A 24,168-nucleotide genomic window follows, 5' to 3' on the forward strand; every position below is an offset into this window, starting at 1 on the left:
ATTCTTTACAAGAGTTTTGCTCAAAGAATCACTCTACTTTTTTTTCCTTTTGTGCATTCCAATATTTTCAAAGAACTTTTGTGTCAGTGAACAGTTAACATCTGACTTCTTTTTATTTCGTCTTGAGCCGTGGCCCAGTTCTAAATCTTGTTATTCGCTTTAAACACTTGCGTTCCTCCGTTGGACTTTAGCATCTTCTTTTCTTAAAAAAAGTAATGCTTCCCATCCGGGGGATGCTCTGAGCTATTTCATTAAATCAGCTCCGTTTTAAGCGGCTGCAAAGATAACACTTTTAAATTTTAAGTTCCAAATGTTTTTTGAAATAATTTGAAGTTTATTTTTCTTACCTCTTTTACGCCAAAAAAAATACCGCCATAAAACGGTTTTGGTTCTCTCAATATGTTGTTATAACTGCTTTTTAACGCGCTGCTCCCTTAGAACTTCTCATCTTCTTATGTTGCAAAAAAGTGAGGCATTTTTTAGGGAGCGAAACAGACTCGTTAACCCATCGTGTTTCCCAAAAGCGGATGCAAAAGAACTGCTTTATTTTTAAACCTCCAAATATTAATCGCAAGTTTTTTTTAAGCAGACAAGCAAGATAACACTTAAAAGCTAAACGACCAAATGGTTAGCCTAAGAAAAAAAATATTTGCCGGAATTGAGCGACGAGACATTAGGGATTAGAGGTTAGGGATTAGAGGTTGGAAGTTAGAAGTTGGAAGTAAGAAGTTAGAAGTTAGAAGCTAGAGGTTGGAAGTTAGAAGTTAGAATTTAGGGGATTAGAGGTTGGAGCTTTGACTTTTGCAAATATGAATACACCCGACAGCGTAAGGTAGGGTTAGCAGACCGGAACCTCATTGCGTTAGGGATTGCAGCGGAAATCCTTTTTGTGTGGTACGAGCAAAAAGATTATAGCGGAAAGCCCGACCCGACAGCACAAACCGCAATTTTAAAAGAAATATTGCACGGAGGGGAACGCCCAGCGTTTCTATTTTCAGTATGCCGGGTTATTACTGCAATTAGAGGTGTACTTTGTATTTGCCAGCTATCGTGGGCGAGCGATGAGGAAAAGTCATGGGCTTGTTTTTAAGCCAAAACTAGCGTTCCAAGGTAATGCACTTGTAGAAATATGCTTTTTGTAGTTAAAGCAGCTTACTGCTACAATGGCTTACCACCAGTATAAAAAATATGCCTACAGGGTTTTAGCAGCACAAAAAAAGTACAGTTACGTTCAAACAAAGTGCAAGTACAACAGCCGGTTGGCTCTCTATAATATATAGTAATTTTTGTTAATACACCTTACTAACTATGCCATTTTCTGGGGTGCAAGTTTTCTAATGATTGGCGCCTTCATGTGCGTCCGGACTTTTGTTAATGATGTTTGGTTTGCTTCCTTATTTATACGGGGATAATTTAAAAAAGTCTCATAAAACTTAACTTGCTCAAAGTAGTTCAATTTTATTTTTGGGGGTGTAGTAAGGTAGGTTTTTATCCAAAAATTAATGGGCTGACCTGTATTTAGCATTTGTAAACCTTTAATTTTGTAAAAGTAATCCATGGCCATCTCGTTGCTCAATCTGTTGTTGGTAAAACTATGAATGCTTTGCAACACCTGTGCTTTATTTACTTGCTTATGTGTAAATAATACCTTTTCAACTTCGGGCAATGCTTTTTTTTCGGCTATTAACCTAAGGATGTGTTTATGGAATAACAACAAAGCGCATATTGTTGCAACTACCAAAACAATAATTATATATGTCATTTCTTTGTTTTTAGGAGTTATACAGGGCAAAAACCCATTGTGTCAATTTTACCTTATTTTACGGTAAATGGTTATATCTATTTGATGAATACTCCTTAAAACGAAGCCCAGCCTGAAAAGTTACACTTATATGCACAATCCTATTGATGCCCTTTAAAAGCAAGCGTAAGCTACAAATAATTAATCAACTGCACTTTTACATCTGTTTGATTGATTGTAAGGTGTTTATGGGTTAAATGTAGGGCCAGATACTCCTGTTCGGTTTGACCGGGAGTAGGAATAAGGATTGCTTTGCTTTTAAAATATTCCAAATCCATGATGGAGCTATAGCCTGAGCGGCAGATGACTGTGTGTGCTTTTTTTAAAATTGCCCGAAGCTCTAAAGTATCCAAATGAGGTACCGAGGTGATGTTTCCAACTGTTGTGTATTGTTTTCTTTCTGAGGGTTTTCCCTGAACAATAAGGGCAGATGCATGGCTGTGCGAAAGTACCGCCCTCAATTCCTCCTCCAGCTCACTGCGTAAAGGTTCAGGACCAGATAGTACAGCAACTACCTTAAAGCTGCGGTCTGTACTCACCTGTTTAGCCTGTGCAAATCGGCTGAGTGGGCCAATAAAAGTTGTATTGCGTGGCAATGCGTACTTATGACTTAAATCGCCACTGAGGGAGTTCTGCCTATCGGCATAATCAGGCACCCAGCAAGTATCAAAACGTGCAACGGCCATTTTAATGAGCAGATGAACCGGATATTCTAATATTTTTAAGGCTTTGGGTAATTTTAGCATCAATTGATGCGTTACAAAAATCGATTTTATCTTTTTATTCCACAGCCCATACCTGTTGTCAGCTATTACCACATCTATGGCTGTACACTTTATTAGGCGTTTTAGAATGCAGTGCTCGCGGAAGGATGAGTATATCATTTTTGGCACCAAGCCCAAAAGACTCCAGCATATGGTCTTGTGTCCCAGACGCACTTCAACATCGGGGATGCTAACCGTTTGCAAATCCGGAAACTCATTTGACATGAGGCGAAGTGCGTCCCCATCCCCCCCCAGAATAACCTTATTCCCTTGCTTTAACAAATCGTTAACTACGGGTATCATTCTGCTGGCATGTCCCAAGCCCCAATTTAAGGGGCAAACCAAATATTTTAGCTGTTTTTTCAATACAACTCAGTCCTAATTTTTTTCTTCGATATTCTGAAAAAATATGGCAGCTTATTCGAGCGTAGGTACTAACTATTTTTAGCCCATTCCTCAATCCAATTAACCGGATACTTGCGTAGGAATACCTAACTCCTCAACCTTACGGGCAATTTGCTTGAGCACTTGTAACGGAACTTTAATTAATCCTTCTACAGGCGTGTCGCGCTCAATTGTGTATATCATCACACTCTTAGGCCTTATATCTTTTAACAAATTAAGCCAGGGGTCAACATTTTCGTTGGTGGTATTATCCACTTCGCGACCATTATAATGCCCTTGAACAAACATGGTTTGTATTATCAGCTGTCCGTCAAACTTGCGTAGGTTGTCCACCAGCCCACTTAAGGTAAAAGCCGACTGTGGTTTATCCAGCAAACGAATTGTTTCTTCAAGTCCGGAGTCCAATTTAAGAATATTGTCGTCCACTTTTTTCAGTGCCTCAAAAACTGATGGTTTGTGGGTCATGGTAGCATTAGAAAGGACGGCTATTCGGGCCTGCGGAGAATAGGAGTTACGCAGGGCTATGGTATCCTCGATGATAGCAGCAAAATCTTTGTGGATAGTAGGCTCCCCATTGCCCGCAAAAGTAATCACATTGGGTGCTTTGCCCTTACGTTGCATATCCTTTAGCACTTTCTCCAATTCGTACTTTACCTCTTCGCGCTTGGGCATTTGAGGTATGGCTGCGGCATGGTCGCCATTAAAGCCACATTCGCAATAAATGCAATCGTAGGTACATATTTTTTTGTTAACGGGTAGTAAATTCACTCCCAACGAAACACCCAGCCGGCGACTTTTTACCGGCCCAAATATTATTTTATCGAAAAGGAAAGTTGACATGCTATTTTAATTTTTAAAACACAAAGGTACGCTAAAAGTTAAAAGCCACACCTTGTATAATGTGGTTTTCTTTATAAATCATTACCTCGGCCAAGCTCCAAAAAAGTAGCTTTTCCCTTTTTTGAGATTAGCCTGCCGTAAAGCACAGGGCGTATTATGGATAGTTTATATCTTTAGCTATTTTATTATCTTTGGCAGATTTCAAAATTAACGGAGCAGATAAATGTTGTTTAAACAAGTTGTAGGACAGGAAGATACAAAACGGAGGCTCCTGCGGATGGTGCAGGAAAACCGGGTGAGCCATTCCTTACTGTTTACAGGCCCCGAGGGCAACGGAAAATTGGCATTGGCCATTGCTTTTGCCCAATATTTAAATTGCCTGAACCCCACAGAAACTGATTCGTGTGGCGCATGTTCGTCCTGTAAAAAATATGCTAAACTGGTACACCCCGACCTTCATTTTGTATTCCCCGTTATTAAAAGCAATTCGGCAAGCAACCCGGTAAGCGATACTTTTATTGCGCCATGGCGGCAACTGGTCAATCAATCGCCCTATTTTGACTTACCCACCTGGCTAAACTGCATACGCAAAGAAGGCGACAATAAACAGGGCGCCATCTTTACAGCTGAAAGCTCGGAGATTATCCGCAAGTTAAGTCTTAAAACTTTTGAAGGCAGGCACAAAGTGATGATTGTATGGCTGCCCGAAAAAATGAATGATACCACCTCCAACAAGCTGCTTAAAATACTGGAGGAACCTTCGCATGGTACTGTTTTTATACTGGTTTCGAACAAGCCGGACGATATGATAGGTACCATTCTCTCACGTACCCAGCAATTAAAAATACCCGCCTTCGAACAAGTCGATATAGAAAACTACCTGATTGACAAATTCGATATTTCGCAGAAAGAAGCAGTGGGGGCTGCAAAAGTGGCCAATGGCAATCTGATTTATGGACGCCAGCAAGTAGAGATGAGCGAAGAGAACGAGTTTTTCTTTGATCGATTTATTACCATGATGCGGCACAGCTACAGTCGCAAAGTAAGCGACCTGCTCAAATGGGTAGAAGAAATGAGTCGCCAGCCGCGAGAAAGACAGCGTAATTTTTTAAATTACGCCATTAACATGATACGCGAAAATTATATCATGAACTTTAAACAAGATGATATTGTTTATCTCACTCCTCATCAACTGGAGTGGTCGAAAAAATTTTCGCCTTTTATTAATGATAAAAATGCGATGACGATTGCCGAAGATTTTGCTTTGGCCGACTCGCACATAGGACAGAACGGGAACAGCAAAATTGTCCTGTTCGATTTGGGGCTCAAATTGATCATTTCGATTAAGGAGGGCAATTAATATATACGCAAGGCTATGGCCTTTTAAAAAAAGTAAAAATGGAAGAAGTACAGTCAAAGTGTAGCACATGCTCTGACCGGTGCGGCAAATTAGATGTTTTTGATTGGTTGGCCGATTTACCCGACAGTGGCAATGTTTCAGATATAGTAGAAGTTCAGTTTAAAAACACACGCAAAGGTTATTACAGAAACAGCAATGGATTACACCTGCTAAAAGGCGATGTGGTGGCCGTGGAAGCCTCACCGGGTCACGATATTGGAACGGTAGCCTGCACCGGAGAAATTGCCGTGATGCAAATGAAGAAAAATCGTTTAAACATAAAGGACTACGAATTTTTTAGAGTGTACAGGCATGCCCGACCAGTTGATTTTGAAAAATGGGAAGAGGCAAAGAAACTGGAGCACGAAACAATGATTGAGAGCCGTCGTATTTCCCTGAACCTCAACCTAAATATGAAGATTGGGGATGTGGAATACCAGGGCGATAAAACCAAGGCCATTTTTTATTATATCGCCGACGAAAGGGTGGATTTTCGTCAACTGATAAAGGTACTGGCCGACAGGTTTAAAGTACGTATTGAAATGCGCCAAATAGGTGCGCGGCAAGAGGCAGGCCGTATAGGAGGTATAGGCCCTTGCGGTCGCGAACTCTGCTGCTCTACATGGATCACTAATTTTGTTTCGGTAACCACTAATGCAGCGCGTTACCAGGAAATATCGCTGAACCCTCAAAAATTAGCTGGACAATGCGGAAAGCTGAAGTGCTGCTTAAACTATGAGCTGGACGCTTACATCGATGCCCAAAAAGATTTTCCGCGTACAAACATCCCACTCGAAACAAAGGACAGTACTTATTATCATTTTAAAACTGATATATTTAAGCGATTGATGTGGTATTCCACTGACAGACACATGGCTGCTAACCTTACAGAGCTTTCGGTAGATCGTGTTAAAGAGGTGATACGTTTAAACCGCAAAGCAACAAAACCCGAAACATTATTGGATAAGAAGGTAAATGCAGCACTTAAAGAGACGAAAGCTTTAGATTACGAGAATGTGGTGGGCGAAGATAGCATATCGCGCTTTGATGAACCAAAAAAGCAAGGGGATAACAGAAACAGGAAAAAACGTAAAAAAAAGTCAAACACCAGAAATACCAGTAGAAACAACCCCAGGAATAATCCCAGAAATAAAAATAGGGACAACAATGCAAAAAATTAATTTAGCGATATTCTGCGCATTTATTTCGCTGACAGGCCTGTTATCGTGCGGGCCAAACATGGTTTACGAAAATACCGTACCCCTACCACCAACGGGATGGCATAAGGATACCGTGGCGGTTTTTAAAAGTAATGTTACCGATTTAAATAAGTCCTATCATCTATTGCTGGAGGTTGAAAATACCGATGCCTATAGCTATAGCAACATATGGTTTTTTGTAGACGCCATTTCGCCATCGGGACATGTACAACGCGATACAGTAGATTGCCCACTGGCAAATGATGCCGGACAATGGTATGGTAAAAACAGTTGGGGGTCAAAAGTATTCTCGAGCATGCACCCTTATAAACTGAACATACGTTTTCCGGAAACCGGCGTGTACAAGTATTACGTGGTACAAGGGATGCGTGATACTGTTTTATCAGGTGTGGCCGGTGTAGGTATAAAAATGATGGAGGTGGAATAACAATGGAATGCTAACAGTTGAATCATTGCTGTTGACAAACAGGGAAGGCATTTGACTAATCAGTTAATACAAGTTGGTTAGTGAGTGGATACGCTTACAATAAATCCACCTCCTCCAATGTTTTCGCGGTAAGCTTCTCCACCTTCGTATCGCAATTACTTCAAGGATCCGGGCCATACACTTGCACCAGAGCATATCAAAGAAGGTAGTGGTTGCGAAGCGGCAGCGTGAGTTATATACTATCAGCCGGGGTGGTTTAATTGATATAAATTTCTCAATAAACAATTATGATTTTCTAATTGTGTTATTTTCTAAACTTTAAAATAAAAAATGGGTAAAAACAAACTATATAAGTTTGCGAAGTTAGAAACTTACGCACATGTATTTCAGGCTAAATTTGATGAGGCCAACAGGGAAGACTTTTATTTGAAAGGCAAATGGAACAAGTCCTTCTTTAAAAACGACAACCCTATTGTGCTTGAGCTGGGCTGTGGGAAAGGTGAATATACGGTAGGGATGGGCGAATTGTTTCCCGACAAAAATTTTATTGGTATAGATATAAAAGGTGCCCGAATTTATACCGGAGCCACCCAGGCTTTAAAAAAAGGCATGGACAATGTGGCCTTTATTCGAGCTAAAATTGAATTGATTACTTCCTTTTTTGCCCAGGGCGAAATTGATGAAATCTGGATTACCTTTCCCGATCCGCAAATGAAGAAAACGCGTAAGCGTTTAACTTCGGTTCGCTTCCTGAATTATTACAGGCAACTGCTACAACCCGGTGGCATTATCCACCTTAAAACCGACAGTAAGTTTTTATACACCTACAGCAATGCGGTAGTTAAAGAGAACGGACTAAAGGAAGAAGTAAACACAACAGATTTATACAATAGTGATGCAGTAGATAAAGTGCTGGCCATTAAAACATTTTACGAGTCGCAGTTCCACGAACAAGGCATCCCCATTAAGTACATTCGCTTTTCCATCCCCCCGGGAAAAGAATTAATCGAACCCGATATCGAAATTGAGTTCGACGAGTACAGAAGTTATAACCGGGGAAGTAAAATGCCGGAAGAAGCTAAGACCCCAAAAGCTAACAGCCCCTATGGTGGAAGGTGATTTTTTTAAGCAAGTACATCAGGTGGTCCAACTAATTCCTTACGGCCGAGTAACATCGTACGGAGCCATCGCCAGCTACCTGGGATCGGCCGGAGCAGCCCGGATGGTGGGTTGGGCCTTGCACAAAAGTGGTGCTTCGGCCAAACCTATCCCTGCCCACCGCGTACTCAACCGGAATGGGCTGCTAAGCGGCAAGGCAGCCTTCCCCGGCGAAAACATCATGCAGCAATTGCTTGAAAGTGAAGGGCTTACCGTCGTAAATAATCAGGTGAAGGATTTTGAAAAATATTTTTGGGATCCAAAGGAACTGGATGACTTGTAAGTGCTTATCAAGCTATGCGGTACGAGGTCATATTTACGAAATCCCTGTAAAAAACGAATCGTTATTAAGTTATTAAAATTGCCGATATGGCCACATTCGCCCCTCACCAGTTGGTTCACAGCAGATAACTCTTACCACAAAAATCATCTTATCAAAAAATACAACCTAAATCTCCAACATCTCTTTAATCCTATTTTCGAGCTTAAGCGTATCCGCTGCAAAGTTCCGGATGCCCTCTGCCAGTTTTTCGGTGGCCATGGCATCTTCGTTCATCATCCACCTAAAGCGGAGCTCGTTCATCTCTATTTTTTTTATTTCCTTTTTTTGTGCAGCTGCAACTGAAAGCTTTTCGGAAACAGGTGAGGAACAGTCCTCCAACTGCTTCATTAAATGGGGAGAAATAGTTAACAAGTCGCAACCAGCCACCTCAAGTATTTCGCCAATATTTCGGAAGCTGGCTCCCATCACTTCAGTATCGTAGGCAAATTTTTTGTAGTAGTTGTATATTTCCGTAAGCGACAAAACACCCGGATCGTCCTTGGGTTCGATATGATCAAGGCCCCTTTCTTTTTTATACCAATCGTAAATCCTCCCTACAAATGGGGATATGAGCTGTACCCCTACCTGGGCACATGCTACGGCTTGTGCCAAACTGAACAGAAGCGTGAGGTTGCAATGTATGCCCTCCTTTTCAAGCTCACCGGCGGCTAGGATCCCCTCCCAGGTGGAGGCTAACTTCACCAGTACCTTGCTTCGGGGTATACCCCCAATCTCATACAGGTCAATTATCTCGCGTGCCTTTGCTATGCTACCCTCCGTATCAAAGCTTAATCTGGCATCCACTTCGGTAGATACCCTTCCCGGAACAATCTTTAATATCTCTGTGCCAAAGTTAACGGCAACCTTATCCATAGCAAGGCTAAGCTGTTGATCGGGCACATCGGCCTTATTTTGCGCATATTTAACGGCTTCGCTTATTAAAGGCCGATATTGAGAAATGCCGGTTGCTTTAAGAATGAGTGATGGGTTGGTAGTAGCGTCCTGGGGTTTAAACGATTTCATGCTTTCAAAATCACTGGTATCGGCTACTACCGTGGTCATTTTTTTTAGCTGTTCCAATGCATTCATGTTATAATACTTTATTGGGTAGAGATGAATGATAATTATATGGCTACCCTAAATATACGTATTATAACGGCATGTTACCATGTTTTTTAGGTGGATTTGCTTCACTTTTATTTTGCGTCATATCCAAAGCCTGTATGACTTTTTTACGGGTTTCGCGCGGCATAATTATTTCGTCTATATAACCCAATTCGGCAGCCCGATAAGGATTGGCAAAATTCTCTCTGTAATCCTCCACCTTTTGGGCTCTTTCCTCTTTGGCCTCATTCCGAAAAATTATATTTACTGCTCCCTCGGGTCCCATAACGGCAATTTCGGCCGTGGGAAAAGCCAGGTTAACATCAGCCATCAAATGCTTGCTCGACATTACATCATAAGCTCCTCCATAGGCTTTACGGGTAATCACCGTTATTTTAGGCACGGTTGCTTCGGCATAGGCATACAATAGCTTGGCACCGTGTTTAATAATACCACCATGCTCTTGCGTTATGCCGGGTAAAAACCCGGGTACATCCACAAAGGTAACCACAGGGATATTAAACGAATCGCAAAAACGCACAAAACGTGCTGCCTTTACACTGGAATCAATATCGAGCACTCCTGCCAAAAAAGCCGGCTGGTTGGCCACAATACCTACCGATCGACCGTTGAAACGAGCAAATCCGGTAATCATATTTTTTGAGTAAAGTGGCATCACCTCAAAAAAATGCCTGTCGTCCACCACGGCGGTTATTAGCTCCAGCATGTTGTATGCTTTGCTGGAATCCGAAGGAATCAATTCCTGAAGCTTCTCTTCCTCCCTGTCGCTTTTATCACCGGTAGGCACAATAGGCGTTTCTTCCATGTTATTGCTGGGAAGAAAGCTGAGCAACTCACGTATCATTAAAAGGGTATGTTCGTCATCATCACCCACAAAGTGGGCTACACCGCTTTTTGCGTTGTGGGTTACCGCCCCACCCAGACTTTCCTTGCTCACATCTTCGTGTGTAACGGTTTTTATAACCTCAGGCCCGGTAACAAACATGTAACTCGAGTTTTGCACCATAAAAATAAAATCGGTTAGGGCAGGTGAGTACACGGCTCCGCCTGCGCAGGGCCCCATAATGGCCGATATTTGGGGTATTACGCCCGAAGCTTTCACGTTAAGATAAAAAATGTCGCCGTAGCCCGCCAAGCTTTGCACTCCTTCCTGAATCCTGGCACCCCCGGAATCGTTAAGACCAATTAGCGGGGCACCCATCTTGAGGGCCAGCTGATGAACCTTTATAATTTTTTTGGCATTGGTAATGCTCAACGACCCACCAAAAACGGTAAAATCCTGAGCAAAAACGTACACCAAACGCCCATCCACTTTTCCGTATCCACTCACTACACCATCGCCGGGTATATGCTGTTTTTCCATACCAAAGTTAACACATCTATGGGTTATCATCTTGTCCAGCTCAACAAAGGTACCCCGATCCAAGAAAACGGCTATGCGCTCCCGTGCAGTAAGTTTGCCTGCACTATGCTGTTTATCGGTTCGCGATTTTCCGCCTCCCTGCTCTGCCGCTCTGTTTTTATCTTCATACAGTTTATATTTATCCTTTAATGATTGCATGATGTTATTTTATAGGTTGAACAAACTTTAGCGGTATTAATGCTCGTATTATTCTTGCGGGTCAATTTCCACCAGCGTTATGCCGCCATCTACGGTATCGCCCTCCGCAACATTAATTTTACGCACTATGCCCGATATAGGCGCTTTAAATTCGCTTTCCATTTTCATGGCCGAAACTACAAGAGCGGTATCTCCCTCATTTATAAAGCTGCCCACACTAACCATAATGCGTACAATGCGGCCCGGCATAGGCGAAATAATCTCCCGATCGCTGCTTTTAGCATTATTGCGCGAAGCCACGTTATACCGGGTAGAAGGGTCGATGACCTCCACTTTAAACTGATCGTTACGGGTATTCACTTTGTAATGGTTGGGGTGATTGTCCTCAATCATCTCCAGATTGATAGAAGTTCCATTGTGCAGTATAGAATAAACCGACGACTCAACCTGCAACACATCAAGGCTATACGCTTTACCATCGATAAGCACATGGTAAATACAGCCTTCTTGTTTTAGTACCTCAATTTTTACTTTTCTGTCTTTAACTTTTAATTCTAAAGGCATAAGGGGATATTTAAAATCTAAGCATATTTCTTTTTTTACCGAATTCTTTCCATGGCGACGGCTTATTGGTCACGTTGTCGCGCACTTTATATTCCTGCTTTTTCATAAAGTCCAGGTAAGCTACAAACATGGCAATATCCTGCGATTCGTAATCGCATGGTTCCTCTATATGCAGATATGGCTTGTTTTTTTCGATAAAGTGCGTATCGTAGGTACCATTTCTGAAATCCGGGGTTTCCATAATCTTTTCCAAAAAGGGGATGGATGTTTTTACGCCGGTAATTTTGTATTCGTACAACGCCCTTTTCATCCGGTCGATAGCTTCGTTGCGTGTTTTAGCCCAAATGATAAGCTTGGATATCATGGGGTCGTAGAAGATAGGAATTTCATATCCTTTATAAACGTAACCGTCTGTTCGCACCCCCAAGCCCAAGGGTTCTGTAATATGCTTTATCACGCCCGGGTTAGGCATAAAGTTATTTTTCGGATCTTCGGCATAAATACGGCACTCAATAGCATGACCATGCATAAGCACCTGATCCTGTGTATAACTTAGCGGATTGCCATCGGCTATCCTTATTTGCTCCTTTACGATATCAATACCAGTTACTCGCTCTGTAATGGGATGCTCCACCTGCAAGCGGGTGTTCATCTCCAAAAAGTAGAAATTATGCTTATCGTCTACCAAAAACTCAATGGTTCCGGCACCTACGTAGTTAACCGATTGGGCAGCTTTAATGGCATACTGACCCATTTTAAGTCGCAGCTCGGGGGTCATGTGGGGCGATGGCGTTTCCTCCACCACTTTTTGATGCCTCCGTTGCACGGAACACTCGCGTTCAAAGAGATGGATGGTATTGCCATATTGGTCGGCTAAAATCTGAAACTCGATATGGTGGGGTGATTCGATGTATTTTTCGATGTAAACCGTGTCGTTACCAAACGAAGACAAGGCTTCGGATTGGGCCATATCGAAGGAGGACTGAAGTTGCGACTCGTCCGTTACCAACCGCATACCTTTACCGCCACCACCGGCCGACGCTTTTATCATAATGGGATAACCAATCTCTTTGGCAACAGAAGTTAAATCCTTGGTCTTTGACAACGGCTTTTCGGTTCCGGGAACAACAGGCACACCGGAACGCTGCATTAGTTTACGGGCTGTAACTTTATCTCCCATATCCAGAATGGCCTGGGGCCCCGGGCCTATAAAAATGATTCCCATACCCAAAACTTCCCGGGCAAAATCTGCGTTTTCGGATAAAAACCCGTAACCCGGATGTATGGCGTCAGCCTTGGTTTCCTTTGCTACCTTTAAAATAGCATCTATTTTTAAATAGCTTTCGTTTGAAGGCGAGGCACCAATACAATAGGCTTCATCCGCATATCTTACGTGCATAGAAGTACGGTCGGCTTCGGAAAATACCGCCACGGATCTAATACCCATTTCGCGGCACGATCGCATAATACGCACTGCTATTTCGCCCCGGTTGGCCACTAAAATTTTTTTAATCATCCAATTGATTTTTTACGACCGTTTAATATATGAACTTATTTTTAAAATTAAATACTTACAAGTCTTTTAATATGTATCATTTCGAATATTCCCTATCGCCGAAGTAGTAAAAACTAAACCAAATGATATATAAATAGTTCAGGTTAAATACTAATTCTGTTTGATTATGCATTCTAAATGAATTATCGTAAATTTGAAATTCAGAATAAAAATAATCGTAAAAACAATAGTTATGTTAAAAAAAACGGTAGAAGATAGTTTAGTAAAACAAATAGAGAAAGAAGCCTATTCCTCCAACTTGTATTTGTCGATGGCATCGTGGGCCGAAACCAACGGATTCGAGGGAGTATCGAAGTGGATGTATGCCCAGGCAGAAGAAGAGAAGATGCACATGCTCAAGTTTATGAAGTATGTAAACGAAAGAGGCGGAAAAGCTGTTATTCCAGCCATAAAGCAACCACCTACAAATTATAAAAACGTACAAGAAGTTTTTGAGCAAACTTTAGAGCACGAACGTTATGTTACCGCAAGTATCAACGAAATTGTAGGCGTGTGCCTCGACGAGAAGGACTTTACAACCCATAATTGGATACAATGGTTTGTGAATGAACAAACGGAGGAAGAAGCTTCGGTTATGGCCATTATTGACAAACTTAAGCTACTCGATGGACATAACCTATACATGTTCGATCGCGATATTGTAGGTATGAGAGGTGATGTGCCGGCCAGCCAGGAATAGACGGCGTTAGGCATACGAAGTGTCGGTGTTGGCTAATCCGTATGTGAGAGGCAAACAGCGATGGCTTTTCTCCCTCCTATTCGAGTGCGGGATGCGGATAGATCGTTCTCAGTAACCAAATACAAAAAGCCGGAAAGGAGAATGTTCTCTTTTTCGGTTTTTACTTTATTTAAGAGAAAAACGTTTACTGTTCGCATGATTAATTTGGCACAAGCTGAAATAATAAAGTCGCAGCATTTGCCCTGCCATATGCAGGAGGATTATGAATTAAAATAAGTCCATACATCAGCGTTCGGCTAACCTTAAAAAATATGAAAAAAATTGTCAATCCATTCGTCAACAATCCGCAACATCAACATAAATGTTTCGGTTGTTCCCCCCAAAACCCCATTGGCTTACAGTTAGAATTTTGGGATGCAGGAGAAGAAATAATAGCAAAATGGCTACCCAAAAAACAATTTGAAGGATATATGAACGTGGTGCACGGTGGCATACAGGCCACGCTGCACGACGAAATAGCCAGTTGGGTGGTTTATACCAAGTGCCAGACTATGGGGGTTACTTCCAATATGGAAGTTCAGTACAAAAAGCCGTTGATGATAAGTGGTGAAGAGATAACCATAAAAGCACGCTTAGAAAGTCCCAACCGCAGGTTGGTTAAGATAAATACCCTTATTCAGGATTATCAAGGTACCGTTTGCTCCATTGCAACGGTCACGTATTTTTTGCTTTCGCAGCAAAAAGCCAAAATGGAATACAACTATCCCGGTATTGAAGCGTTTTACGAAAAATAATTTTTAATGGGTTTTAAAAATCGCTTCAGGCAAAACATACCTCAAGGAATTGTTCCCTCGGCTTTGTACCTTGGCAAATGGATATTGCTGTGCGGTTTAGTGGGTTTGCTGGCTGGTTCGGCATCTGCCATATTTTTAATTGCCTTGGAGTGGGCCACCGATTTCAGAGAGCATAACATTTGGATAATCGCTTTGTTGCCCTTGGGTGGGCTCGCGATAGGTATGACCTACTATTATTTGGGACAATCCGTAGTGAAAGGTAACAACCAAATATTGGAAGAATTCCATAGCCCCAAAAAAATCATCCCCTTAAAAATGGCTCCATTGGTGTTGTTTAGCACGGTAGCTACACATATATTTGGTGGTTCGGCCGGACGAGAGGGGACAGCCATACAAATGGGGGGTGCTATTGCCGACCAGTTTACGAAGATATTCAGGTTAAATTCTTCTGACAGAAAAATACTATTAATTACCGGTGTTAGTGCCGGCTTTGCCTCCATATTTGGCACCCCTTTGGCAGGTGCCGTATTTGCCTTAGAAGTTTTTGTGGTAGGGAGGATGCGTTACGATGCGATTGTACCCAGTTTTTTGGCAGCCATTTTTGCCAACGAGGCAGCACAGCTATGGCCCATACATCATACCACTTATTCCATCCCTGTTGTACCAGATTTATGGGCTCCTCAGCTTTTATGGGCTTTACTGGCAGGCATATGCTTTGGATTGGCCGGCATGTTGTTTTCCAATGCTACCCATTTTTGGGGCGCTCTTTTTAAAAGAACAATTAAATACCCCCCCTTTCGTCCTTTGCTTGGCGGAATAGTAATTGCTTTAGCTGTTTGGGCGGTGGGAACTCGTTGGATTGGACTGGGTATTCCGGTCATCGTGGAATCATTTAACCATCAATTGCCTTTCAGCGATTTTCTACTCAAAATATTGTTCACCGCTTTTACGCTGGGTGCCGGTTTTAAAGGAGGTGAAGTAACGCCCTTATTTTTTACCGGTGCCACACTGGGCAGTGCGCTGGCACTATTTATTCCTCTGCCTGTGGCGCTGCTTGCAGGCATGGGTTTTGTAGCCGTTTTTTCGGGGGCAACCAATACGCCTATCGCTTGCACTTTAATGGGTATTGAACTATTTGGAGCCGACGCCGGCGTGTTTATAGGTATAGCCTGCGTTACGGCTTACCTCTTTTCGGGGCATACCGGTATTTACGGCGAGCAAATTATCGGAAGCCCTAAAAGCCTATTATTCGGTTCCGACAAAGGAAAAAAAATAAATGAATTGTAAAAACATAAGGTAGCACCCCTACCCACCTGAGTAGTTATTATAAGAATAAACCACACCATAGTGGCTTAGTGCGTGGTATTGCGTTAACTAATATAAGGAATGCACAATAAAATTTATGCACAACGCTTCCTAATCATGTGGTTTGTACATGTAACAGGCAATTTTTTAAAAATATTCGATGAGGACGAAGCGCCTATTAAGGGGGCACCTACCTTATCGAACCCAGCTACATACTTTAAAAGGTACTATCCCTTATAAAAACCCGCGCTTATATTATACCAGACAAGCTCCATGTGTAAACATCTCCCACATACCTATTGTTAACGAAGCCGCTGCCTCCTTTGATTCCGAATCGAAAAACGGATATTGAATTTCTTAAAATAACTTATGGCAGGCCGCACCATTGCTTTGCCTACCATGCGCAACGCCCTATTGCGGATACCGTTTACTGCTTACTACCCACTGAAATGAGTGCTCCCGTAACCGGTGAAACATCAATCACAACACCTTCTTTTTCGAGGATAGACGGCGGCATGGAAACCACTTGACCATATTGCGCCAAAGCAACTTTTTGGGAAGCTATGGTGATGTTTCTATCTACAATATGCACTGTACCCCATGATGGCACTGTATAAAACAAGCCGTTTCTAACCGCATCTTTTGAAGGTTCGGCTTGTGTGCTTTTAGGATTCTCCTTTTGTGCTATATCGAGTTTTAAATAAATAGGTGTTCCGGTTATATCCATGGCATCTACCAACCCTTTTTGTTTGTTAAGACGGCACAATACATGGTTGGCATAACTACTTTGTATATCGGGGGTAAGTTCAAAACGTTGTGTTTGGATCGTCGAAATTGTTTTACCACTAAAAAGAGATACAAAATCCTTTTCTTGTTTTTCGATCTCCTTCAGGATAGTTTTGTAAGCCTCCCCATCGGGTGGCAAGTTCTCCAACTCACCCGATAGCAATTCTATCCGGCTTGTACGCAACTTATAAACCATATTTGCGGCTTCCTGCGCCATGGCAGCCGAAGAAGTTTTATACAACAAATCTTCATTTAATGCCACGTTATCAAAATTAATATCGGCCAGCATAGGAACTGCCGGATTCTTAATCTCGGGAAGCTTTGTGGTGAACACCGGGGCATTGTTAATACCTGTTAGCACGCCTTCAGGGTTTAAATTAAACTGGTGTGCCGAGGTGTTACCTGTAGCAATCACACTAAACCGCTTGCTCTCATCGGCTTTGCCGGATGTACTTATACGTACCTCTTTAATAATCCACTCCTCACTATCTTCGGCAATAGCCTTATCCAAGTTTAAAAAGCGCTGCGAATAGCGATAATAAGGACCCGCTTTCATAATGCGCTTTTCCATAACAATATCCACCTGTATAACAGTTTTTGGAAGCATGTACATGAGTGATTGACCGTCATCCGCCACCAGAGTGGCCGGTTTGACATCTACCGCTACCGATCCTCTTTTTTGCGAAAACAGTGCCGATGACACGCAAAGGCTAAGTATCAGGCCAAAAATCAATCTTTTGGAATTATTCATTTCTATGTTTTTTAGTGTTTTATCAAAAAGGTATATAATCATTGTTTGTTATTTTACTCTTTAACAGCACGTTGTGCTACTTTATTATCTTCACGCTATTCGCTCAATACTATACGTTATACCTACTACGCTGCAATTCTAACTATTCGCTTTACGCTCACTGTTTTTCGTTCTCTTTACACTTCACCCAATCTTTTTAAACGCAGCTCCCAGGCAACTTATTATATCCAAAGCGGTCATCGACTCTGTCGATTCCTTCTTCAAAGCCAGGTCACCTGCTTTGCCATGAAGATAAACACCAACAACAGCAGCTTCTTCAGGACTATAATTTTGAGCCAATAGCCCTGTAATAATACCTGTCAATGCATCACCACTACCAGCTGTGGCCATCCCCGGATTACCCGTTGTGTTAAAATAGCATGTGCCATTGGGTGTACAAGTTACCGTATATGCCCCCTTTAAAACGGTAAACACTTGATATTGCTGACAGAACTTTTTCAAGCGACTGAGTTTATCCATATCGTTATTCCACACACCAACCAGCCGCTCAAACTCCTTTGGATGTGGGGTGAGAATGGCATTTTCAGGCACTTTCCCGAGTAAGTGCTTGTTTTCGCTCAATATATTTAACCCGTCGGCATCAATTACAAGTGCCTGACTGTTCATATTATCGAGCATAGTTTCAAAAGCCAATACCGTGTTTCTTTTTTTGTTTAAGCCGGGGCCGATTCCAATAGCACTAAAAGTATTTAAATCCGGAAATTCGGTAAAAAACATGTCGGAGCGATCGATGCTGGTCATGGCCTCAGGAACGGCACTTTGTATAATCCCATAACCCCAATGCGGAACATGAGCGGTAAGCAGGCCAACACCTGAACGTAAACAAGCTTTGGAAGCAATAATAGAAGCTCCCATTTTACCATAAGATCCGGCAATGAGCAAGGCATGCCCATAATTTCCTTTATGACTATGCAAAGGTCGTTTTTTACGGAGCTTTTTGATTTGCTTTTTACTTACCACGTAATGTGAACAAGGCTGCTCCCGAATAAAATTTCGCGCCAGGCCAATATCTAGCACATGCCATTGCCCTACATGGCAACCGCTCTCGGGCATAAAGAACGACAGCTTTGGCATTTGGAAGCTTAGGGTAGTATGGGCGCGGATAATTGAATTTCCTTGTGCGCTGTTTTTATCGTACTCGGCAAACAAACCTGATGGAATATCAATGGAAACAACCTTATTGGGCAACTCATTTATCGCATCCACCACTGATTTGTACAAGCCTTCTAAGGGGCGGCTTAACCCCGAACCAAACAAAGCATCAACAATAATGGCATCTTTTTTAATTTGGCCAAAATCAACTTCGCCTATCTTCTTAACCGTGCTCAGACAAGTAGGATTTGTTTTTAGCAGTCGGTCTAAATTGATAGATGCATCGGCACTTAGTTTAACGGAAGTTTTTACCAGAATCACTTTTACTGTGTATGCAAAATCGTCCAATACTCTGGCAACAGCTAATCCATCGCCACCATTATTTCCCGTTCCGACAAAAATACAGAACCGTTTGTTATAAAACTTTTCCATCAACTCACTAGCAACATGTTGGGCAGCGCGCTCCATTAAGTCGATGGATGATATAGGTTCGTGTTGGATGGTATATTGGTCGAGATCCCTGATTTGCTGAGGTGCTAATATTTTCATTTTATACAAACAAATACGTTATCAATTAATAAATTACCGAAATAAAAAACCATTAAAATAGCGAACATGAGAAAAAACACTATAATTGATGTCTCGTTTTTTTTACATTTGTGGCAATATCACAAATATAGCGAACAATAAGGTTTCAAACATAAACAATATACAATAATTAGAACTATTAGAGATGAGTAACGAAGACAGAGGATTTTTTGGTCACCCCATGGGACTGTCCACTCTTTTTGCCACCGAAATGTGGGAGCGATTCAGTTATTATGGCATGCGTGCCTTATTAGTGCTTTTTTTAACCGCCTCATTGGCCAATGGAGGCTTTGGGCTCGACAGGGAAGAAGCTTTTACCATTTACGGGATATTTACCGGATTAGTATTTGTTACCCCCATGCTGGGTGGCATTTTAGCCGATAAGTTTTTCGGACAGCGAATGACCATTTACATGGGTGGTTTGACTATGGCTGTAGGACAATTTATGCTGTCGGCAGCAGCTATTGGAGGCGACAACCTGGAATCACGTCAATTTTGGTTTTACGCCGGACTGGGGGTGCTCATTCTGGGTAACGGTTTCTTTAAGCCCAACATTTCGACCATGGTGGGCGACCTGTACGATAACAACGATCCCCGCAAAGATGGTGGTTTTACCATATTTTACATGGGTATTAATTTAGGCGCATTTATCGCTCCCTTTGTAGCGGGATATCTGGGCGAGAAAATTAGTTGGGAATATGGTTATCTGGCCTCAGGCGTAGGAATGCTTATTGGTGTTTTATGGCTGATATTACGTTCCGAAAAAACATTGGGACATATTGGTCTGCCACCCAAATCAGATAAGAACCGTACGCATCTAAAGGGAATAGAATGGGGCCAGGTGATTGCTGTAACTGCTGTATTGATATTCGGAACTATTGGCTTTATGCAAGGATGGGCAGCCCTGTCTGAAGGTGCACAAAGCACCATACCTAAGGTGGTAGGTATTGTTGGTGGTCTTTATTTGGTCATATCAATCTTCCGTGGAACCAAAGGTCGCGACCAATGGGAACGTGTAGCCGTTATCCTGGTTCTGGCCTTTTTCAACATCTTTTTTTGGGTGGGCTTTGAGCAGGCCGGTACTACCTTTAATCTTTTTGCAGACGAAAATACCGACCGGATGATCGGTAGCTTCGAGATACCCGCTTCGTGGTTTCAATCCATCAATGCCATCTTTATTGTTATTCTGGCACCTCTGTTTTCTATACTTTGGTTAAAGTTAGATAAGTTTAAATTGAACCCTAAAACACCATTTAAGTTTGGGTGGGGTATGCTGTTGCTCTCCGTTGGAGCCGCCGTTATGGCTGTGGCCGATACCATCTCCAAGGGTAGCGGTACAATGACATTGGTATCGCCATTATGGCTAACTCTTGTTTACCTGATCTTTACCATGGGCGAACTTTGCATATCGCCTATTGGCTTATCGATGGTTACCAAATTGGCTCCTCCTAAGTTGGTTTCAACGCTCATGGGTGTATGGATGTTCTCTTTTGCAGCCGGTAACTTTGGCGCCTCTCAAATGGAAACCCTCTCTAAATCGATGGAAGTTAGCATAGGGCAACCTGTAAACGTATTTTGGTTTGTATCGGCAATTACCGGTATAGCTACCGTATTGTTATTTATTCTGGCTCCCTGGATTAGCAGGATGATGCACGGAATTAAGTAATGACCATTCTCATTGAAATAAAAAAAGCCCGCCAAATAAATTTGGTGGGCTTTTTTTATGATTAGGTTCTACTCAACAAGGTCAATCAACCCTGCACCGAATACAGGTATATCTCACCTATTAAGCACTTTCTACAATCCCGCAACGGTATGATAAATATTAGTTACGTCTTCGTCTTCCTCAAACTTGGCCAACATTTTTTCAAACACCACGGTTTCCTCCTCGTTTAGTTCTTTGGTAGTAGTAGGTATTCTTTCAAATTCGGAGCTGATAATTTCAAAATCGTTGTCTTCCAAATAAGATTGGATGGAGCCATAGCTTTCAAAGGCGCCATAAATAATTATTTTGCCGTCTTCCTCAAATATTTCGTTTGCTCCTGCATCAATCATATCCAGTTCCAGCTCCTCCAGGTCAATTCCTTCCTTGGCCTCTACCTTAAAATGGCACTGATGCTCAAACATATACTCAACACTTCCGGTAGTACCCAGAGATCCTCCGGCTTTGTTAAAATAGCTACGTACCGCCCCTACCGTACGCGTGTTGTTATTAGTGGTTGTTTCAACCATTACGGCAACACCAAAGGGTCCGTAACCTTCGTAAACTACTTCCTTCCAGTCGTCATGGTTTTTTTCGGTAGCCTTTTTTATGGCCCGCTCCACATTGTCCTTGGGCATGTTGGCCGCTTTGGCATTCTGGATTAACATCCTTAAACGCGGATTGGCTTCCGGATCAGATCCACCGTCTTTTACTGCTACAGTGATTTGTCGTCCTAACTTGGTAAATGTTTTTGCCATGCTTGCCCATCTTTTGAGCTTTGTGGCCTTACGGTATTCAAATGCGCGTCCCATTATTTTGTTTTTTTGCTCACAATTTTATGAGGTCACAAATTTATCATTCCTATGCAAAAAAATCAATAATGCTCAAAGAATAATTTAATGAAACTAAAACGATAGTAAGTTTGTACTGTATTTATATCTTTATGCATCTATTATGAAAAACAAATTAAAATGGCTACCCCTTTTTATCACCAATTTCGCCGGTGTTTTAAACGATAACTTGTTAAAAACGCTTATCGGATTCGTGTGTGTACTGTGGATTGGCCCGGACAGTAAAGCCACTTTAGTTTCTGCTGCTGCTGCATTATTGGTGCTTCCTTACATCTTTTTATCGCCATGGGCGGGCAAATTGGCCAGGGAACATCCCAAAGCTACCATAATTAAAGCGGCCAAACTGGCCGAAATACCCATCATGACGCTGGCTGCTTTAGGATTTATAACCAGCAACATATATGTAGTAATGGGTGCCATGTTTTTAATGGGCGTTCAAAGCTGTATCTATTCGCCCAGCAAATACGGAATTATACGTGATATTGGTGGCATTAAAGGTATTTCGTTTGGCACCGGTGCCATGGAGATGCTTACCTTTGTTGCCGTGTTGACCGGCACCTTCCTGGGCGGTTACCTTTCGGATCTCCACCAGTACTTTAACCGTACCGTTGTTTTAGTCACACTCTGCACTTCGTTTATCCTATTGGCTCTTGCCGGTTGGCTGTCCAGCTTAGGCATACAAGTACACGAAACAGCACCCGAAGACGATTCGAACGACACCCTAAACCCCTTTATTTTCCCTATTAAATGGTTTCGTTGGAGCAAACAATTAAAAGGGCTCAATACTACTGTTTTGGGTCTTTCCTTATTTTGGTTCATCGGCTCTATGGTTCAGATGAACCTTTATATCTACTGCGAAGAATATCTGCATTTATCCAATACATCAACCGGTACCATAATGGCTTTAGTGGCTATAGGCATAGGGGCGGGATGCTATGCCGCAGGGCTTATCTCCAACCATAAAGTAAACACCAGGCTGGTTCCCGCAGGTGGTGCAGGAATGGTAGTGAGCATGTTGGTTATTTTTGTATTAAAACCGGATACCTTCCTTTTTACCGTTCTCATTATTATTTTTGCCTTTTTTGCAGGCCTTTTTAAGATACCGCTTAATGCATATATGCAGGACAGGGTTAAAGGAAGAGAGCTTGGGCCGGTAATTGCCTACAACAATCAAATGGTTTTTGTGGCCATTTTGCTGTCTGCCGGCGTATTTTCATTGGTTGAAAACATATTTAATGCACGTATCGTGTTTTTAACCGTCCTGCTTATCACGCTTGTAATTACAATAATTGTTTACGTCAGACTCCCGGGAGCAAGATGGAAAAGATAGAGGGTAAACTGATAGAGGTGAGGGGTGGGAAGTTAGGGGTGAGAGATTAGAGGTAAGAGGTGAGAAGATAGAAATTAGAAGTGAGAGGTTATAAATAAAGTAGCTAATTAGTTGTTATCTGTAAATGATCGTTGAAGAATAAGGGTAAAATCCCGGCTATTGTGTAGTTAAGCTGTTTATGTATGAACAAAAATATTGTAACTGTATGTACTTACCTATCGATTTAATTCACTCGGAACCCAAAACATGAAAGAAAAGCATTTTATAGTAAAAGGAATTGCACAACTGATTTTTTTACTGGGTCGTCTTATGCTATCGTTGCGATACAAAGTAGAGCTTTCGGAATTAAACTGTATCGATAAACACAGGCCTGTTTTATTTTTGCCCAACCATCAGGCTGTTGTGGATCCTATGTTATTGGTGAGCAATGTATATCTGCACAAAAATGTGGTTCCCGTAATTACCTCGGCTTATTACGATTTGCCGGTACTCCATACGTTTTTTAAGCGATGGGGTGCCGTGCGCGTTAGCGATTTGGGCGCAGGCAGCAGAAATACAAATGTTTTAAACGACATTAAAGCAGCATCTTTAAACGCCTTTAAATACAAACGAAGCATGGTAATTTATCCGTCGGGCCAAATTGCAGAGCAAGGATTTGAGCGTATCCTAAACAAAAAGTCGGCTTATGAAATAATTAAAGATATGCCCAACAATGTACAAATAATAGGTGTTAGGATAGACGGACTATGGGGCAGCATCTGGTCCAAAGCCTACACCGGCAAGTCGCCCCATTTTGTACGCTGCCTGCTAAAGGGGATAAGCTATACCTTGGTGAATCTGCTGTTTTTTATGCCCCGAAGAAAAGTCAATTTAGCTTTTGAAGACATCACTCCTACGGCTAAAGAAAAGGCAGCGCATGCGAGCCGACAGGAATTCAATATGTTTTTGGAGCAGTTTTACAATGTAAATGGAGAAGAGCAACCAACTTTTGTTAAACACTATTTTTGGATGTCGACAAAAAAAACTTCCCGATAAGCCCCACTTATTAGCAACCCTTCCCTTTACCAG

General features: G+C 42.1%; 22 protein-coding genes. 12 read left to right on the top strand and 10 right to left on the bottom strand.

The window, feature by feature from the left end:
- Positions 1-1,306 precede the first annotated feature (1,306 nt).
- The 3 genes from FN809_RS15525 to FN809_RS15535 form a co-directional block, all read right to left on the bottom strand.
- The gene (locus FN809_RS15525) at positions 1,307-1,762 is read right to left on the bottom strand and encodes a hypothetical protein (protein WP_142534450.1); all 456 of its coding nucleotides are present in this window, start codon (positions 1,760-1,762) and stop codon (positions 1,307-1,309) included.
- 170 nt (positions 1,763-1,932) lie between these two features.
- Positions 1,933-2,931, bottom strand: coding sequence for a glycosyltransferase (locus tag FN809_RS15530; protein WP_142534451.1), 999 nt, complete (start codon positions 2,929-2,931; stop codon positions 1,933-1,935).
- A gap of 99 nt (positions 2,932-3,030) precedes the next feature.
- Complete coding sequence (locus tag FN809_RS15535; RefSeq protein WP_142534452.1) at positions 3,031-3,810, bottom strand: radical SAM protein; 780 nt, start codon at positions 3,808-3,810, stop codon at positions 3,031-3,033.
- 223 nt (positions 3,811-4,033) lie between these two features.
- On the opposite strand from FN809_RS15535, the gene FN809_RS15540 reads away from it, so the two are divergent.
- From FN809_RS15540 to FN809_RS15560, 5 genes are all read left to right on the top strand, one after another.
- Positions 4,034-5,170: a DNA polymerase III subunit gene (locus FN809_RS15540; RefSeq protein ID WP_142534453.1), complete on the top strand. Its 1,137-nt coding sequence runs from the start codon at positions 4,034-4,036 to the stop codon at positions 5,168-5,170.
- A 38-nt stretch (positions 5,171-5,208) separates the two neighbouring features.
- Complete coding sequence (locus tag FN809_RS15545) at positions 5,209-6,390, top strand: PSP1 domain-containing protein (RefSeq protein ID WP_142534454.1); 1,182 nt, start codon at positions 5,209-5,211, stop codon at positions 6,388-6,390.
- Positions 6,377-6,856, top strand: a complete 480-nt coding sequence (locus tag FN809_RS15550; protein ID WP_142534455.1) for a gliding motility lipoprotein GldH — start codon at positions 6,377-6,379, stop codon at positions 6,854-6,856. The genes FN809_RS15545 and FN809_RS15550 overlap by 14 nt, the downstream gene beginning before the upstream one ends.
- A 330-nt stretch (positions 6,857-7,186) precedes the next feature.
- Complete coding sequence (gene trmB, locus FN809_RS15555) at positions 7,187-7,975, top strand: tRNA (guanosine(46)-N7)-methyltransferase TrmB (RefSeq protein WP_142534456.1); 789 nt, start codon at positions 7,187-7,189, stop codon at positions 7,973-7,975.
- Positions 7,962-8,297, top strand: a complete 336-nt coding sequence (locus FN809_RS15560; protein WP_142534457.1) for an MGMT family protein — start codon at positions 7,962-7,964, stop codon at positions 8,295-8,297. The genes trmB and FN809_RS15560 overlap by 14 nt, the downstream gene beginning before the upstream one ends.
- Before the next feature lie 165 nt (positions 8,298-8,462).
- Here the strand turns inward: FN809_RS15560 and tal are convergent, their stop codons facing one another.
- The 4 genes from tal to accC form a co-directional block, all read right to left on the bottom strand.
- Positions 8,463-9,425, bottom strand: coding sequence for a transaldolase (gene tal, locus FN809_RS15565; protein WP_142534458.1), 963 nt, complete (start codon positions 9,423-9,425; stop codon positions 8,463-8,465).
- A 61-nt stretch (positions 9,426-9,486) separates the two neighbouring features.
- Positions 9,487-11,022, bottom strand: a complete 1,536-nt coding sequence (locus tag FN809_RS15570; protein WP_142534459.1) for an acyl-CoA carboxylase subunit beta — start codon at positions 11,020-11,022, stop codon at positions 9,487-9,489.
- A gap of 48 nt (positions 11,023-11,070) precedes the next feature.
- On the bottom strand, positions 11,071-11,586 hold the full coding sequence (locus FN809_RS15575) for a biotin/lipoyl-containing protein (RefSeq protein WP_142534460.1): 516 nt from the start codon (positions 11,584-11,586) through the stop codon (positions 11,071-11,073).
- A 10-nt stretch (positions 11,587-11,596) separates the two neighbouring features.
- Entirely contained in the window at positions 11,597-13,102 is a 1,506-nt protein-coding gene (accC, locus tag FN809_RS15580) for an acetyl-CoA carboxylase biotin carboxylase subunit (RefSeq protein ID WP_142534461.1), read from the bottom strand.
- Positions 13,103-13,334: 232 nt separating this feature from the next.
- On the opposite strand from accC, the gene FN809_RS15585 reads away from it, so the two are divergent.
- The 4 genes from FN809_RS15585 to FN809_RS17795 all read left to right on the top strand — a co-directional run bounded on the left by FN809_RS15585 (position 13,335) and on the right by FN809_RS17795 (position 16,180).
- Positions 13,335-13,841: a ferritin gene (locus tag FN809_RS15585; protein ID WP_142534462.1), complete on the top strand. Its 507-nt coding sequence runs from the start codon at positions 13,335-13,337 to the stop codon at positions 13,839-13,841.
- A 311-nt stretch (positions 13,842-14,152) separates the two neighbouring features.
- Positions 14,153-14,635, top strand: a complete 483-nt coding sequence (locus FN809_RS15590; protein ID WP_142534463.1) for a PaaI family thioesterase — start codon at positions 14,153-14,155, stop codon at positions 14,633-14,635.
- A 6-nt stretch (positions 14,636-14,641) separates the two neighbouring features.
- On the top strand, positions 14,642-15,922 hold the full coding sequence (locus FN809_RS15595; protein WP_142534464.1) for a voltage-gated chloride channel family protein: 1,281 nt from the start codon (positions 14,642-14,644) through the stop codon (positions 15,920-15,922).
- Between the two features lie 99 nt (positions 15,923-16,021).
- A complete protein-coding gene (locus FN809_RS17795) occupies positions 16,022-16,180 on the top strand; it encodes a hypothetical protein (protein WP_185957584.1) in 159 nt (52 codons plus the stop codon).
- A gap of 187 nt (positions 16,181-16,367) precedes the next feature.
- On the opposite strand, the gene FN809_RS15600 is transcribed toward FN809_RS17795, so the two are convergent.
- Entirely contained in the window at positions 16,368-17,519 is a 1,152-nt protein-coding gene (locus FN809_RS15600; RefSeq protein WP_142534465.1) for a DUF4831 family protein, read from the bottom strand.
- 141 nt (positions 17,520-17,660) lie between these two features.
- Entirely contained in the window at positions 17,661-19,178 is a 1,518-nt protein-coding gene (locus tag FN809_RS15605) for an NAD(P)H-hydrate dehydratase (protein ID WP_142534466.1), read from the bottom strand.
- A gap of 184 nt (positions 19,179-19,362) precedes the next feature.
- Here FN809_RS15605 and FN809_RS15610 point away from each other — a divergent pair, with 184 nt between their 5' ends.
- Positions 19,363-20,883: a peptide MFS transporter gene (locus tag FN809_RS15610; RefSeq protein WP_142534467.1), complete on the top strand. Its 1,521-nt coding sequence runs from the start codon at positions 19,363-19,365 to the stop codon at positions 20,881-20,883.
- A gap of 131 nt (positions 20,884-21,014) precedes the next feature.
- Here FN809_RS15610 and FN809_RS15615 read toward each other — a convergent pair whose 3' ends face one another.
- Entirely contained in the window at positions 21,015-21,731 is a 717-nt protein-coding gene (locus FN809_RS15615) for a YebC/PmpR family DNA-binding transcriptional regulator (protein WP_142534468.1), read from the bottom strand.
- A gap of 142 nt (positions 21,732-21,873) precedes the next feature.
- Here FN809_RS15615 and FN809_RS15620 point away from each other — a divergent pair, with 142 nt between their 5' ends.
- Together FN809_RS15620 and FN809_RS15625 are read left to right on the top strand one after the other, a co-directional pair.
- Entirely contained in the window at positions 21,874-23,100 is a 1,227-nt protein-coding gene (locus FN809_RS15620) for an MFS transporter (RefSeq protein ID WP_142534469.1), read from the top strand.
- 246 nt (positions 23,101-23,346) lie between these two features.
- The gene (locus tag FN809_RS15625) at positions 23,347-24,135 is read left to right on the top strand and encodes a lysophospholipid acyltransferase family protein (RefSeq protein ID WP_142534470.1); all 789 of its coding nucleotides are present in this window, start codon (positions 23,347-23,349) and stop codon (positions 24,133-24,135) included.
- Positions 24,136-24,168 lie beyond the last annotated feature (33 nt).

The sequence above is a fragment of the Saccharicrinis carchari genome (assembly GCF_900182605.1).
In the GTDB taxonomy this organism is placed as follows: domain Bacteria; phylum Bacteroidota; class Bacteroidia; order Bacteroidales; family Marinilabiliaceae; genus Saccharicrinis; species Saccharicrinis carchari.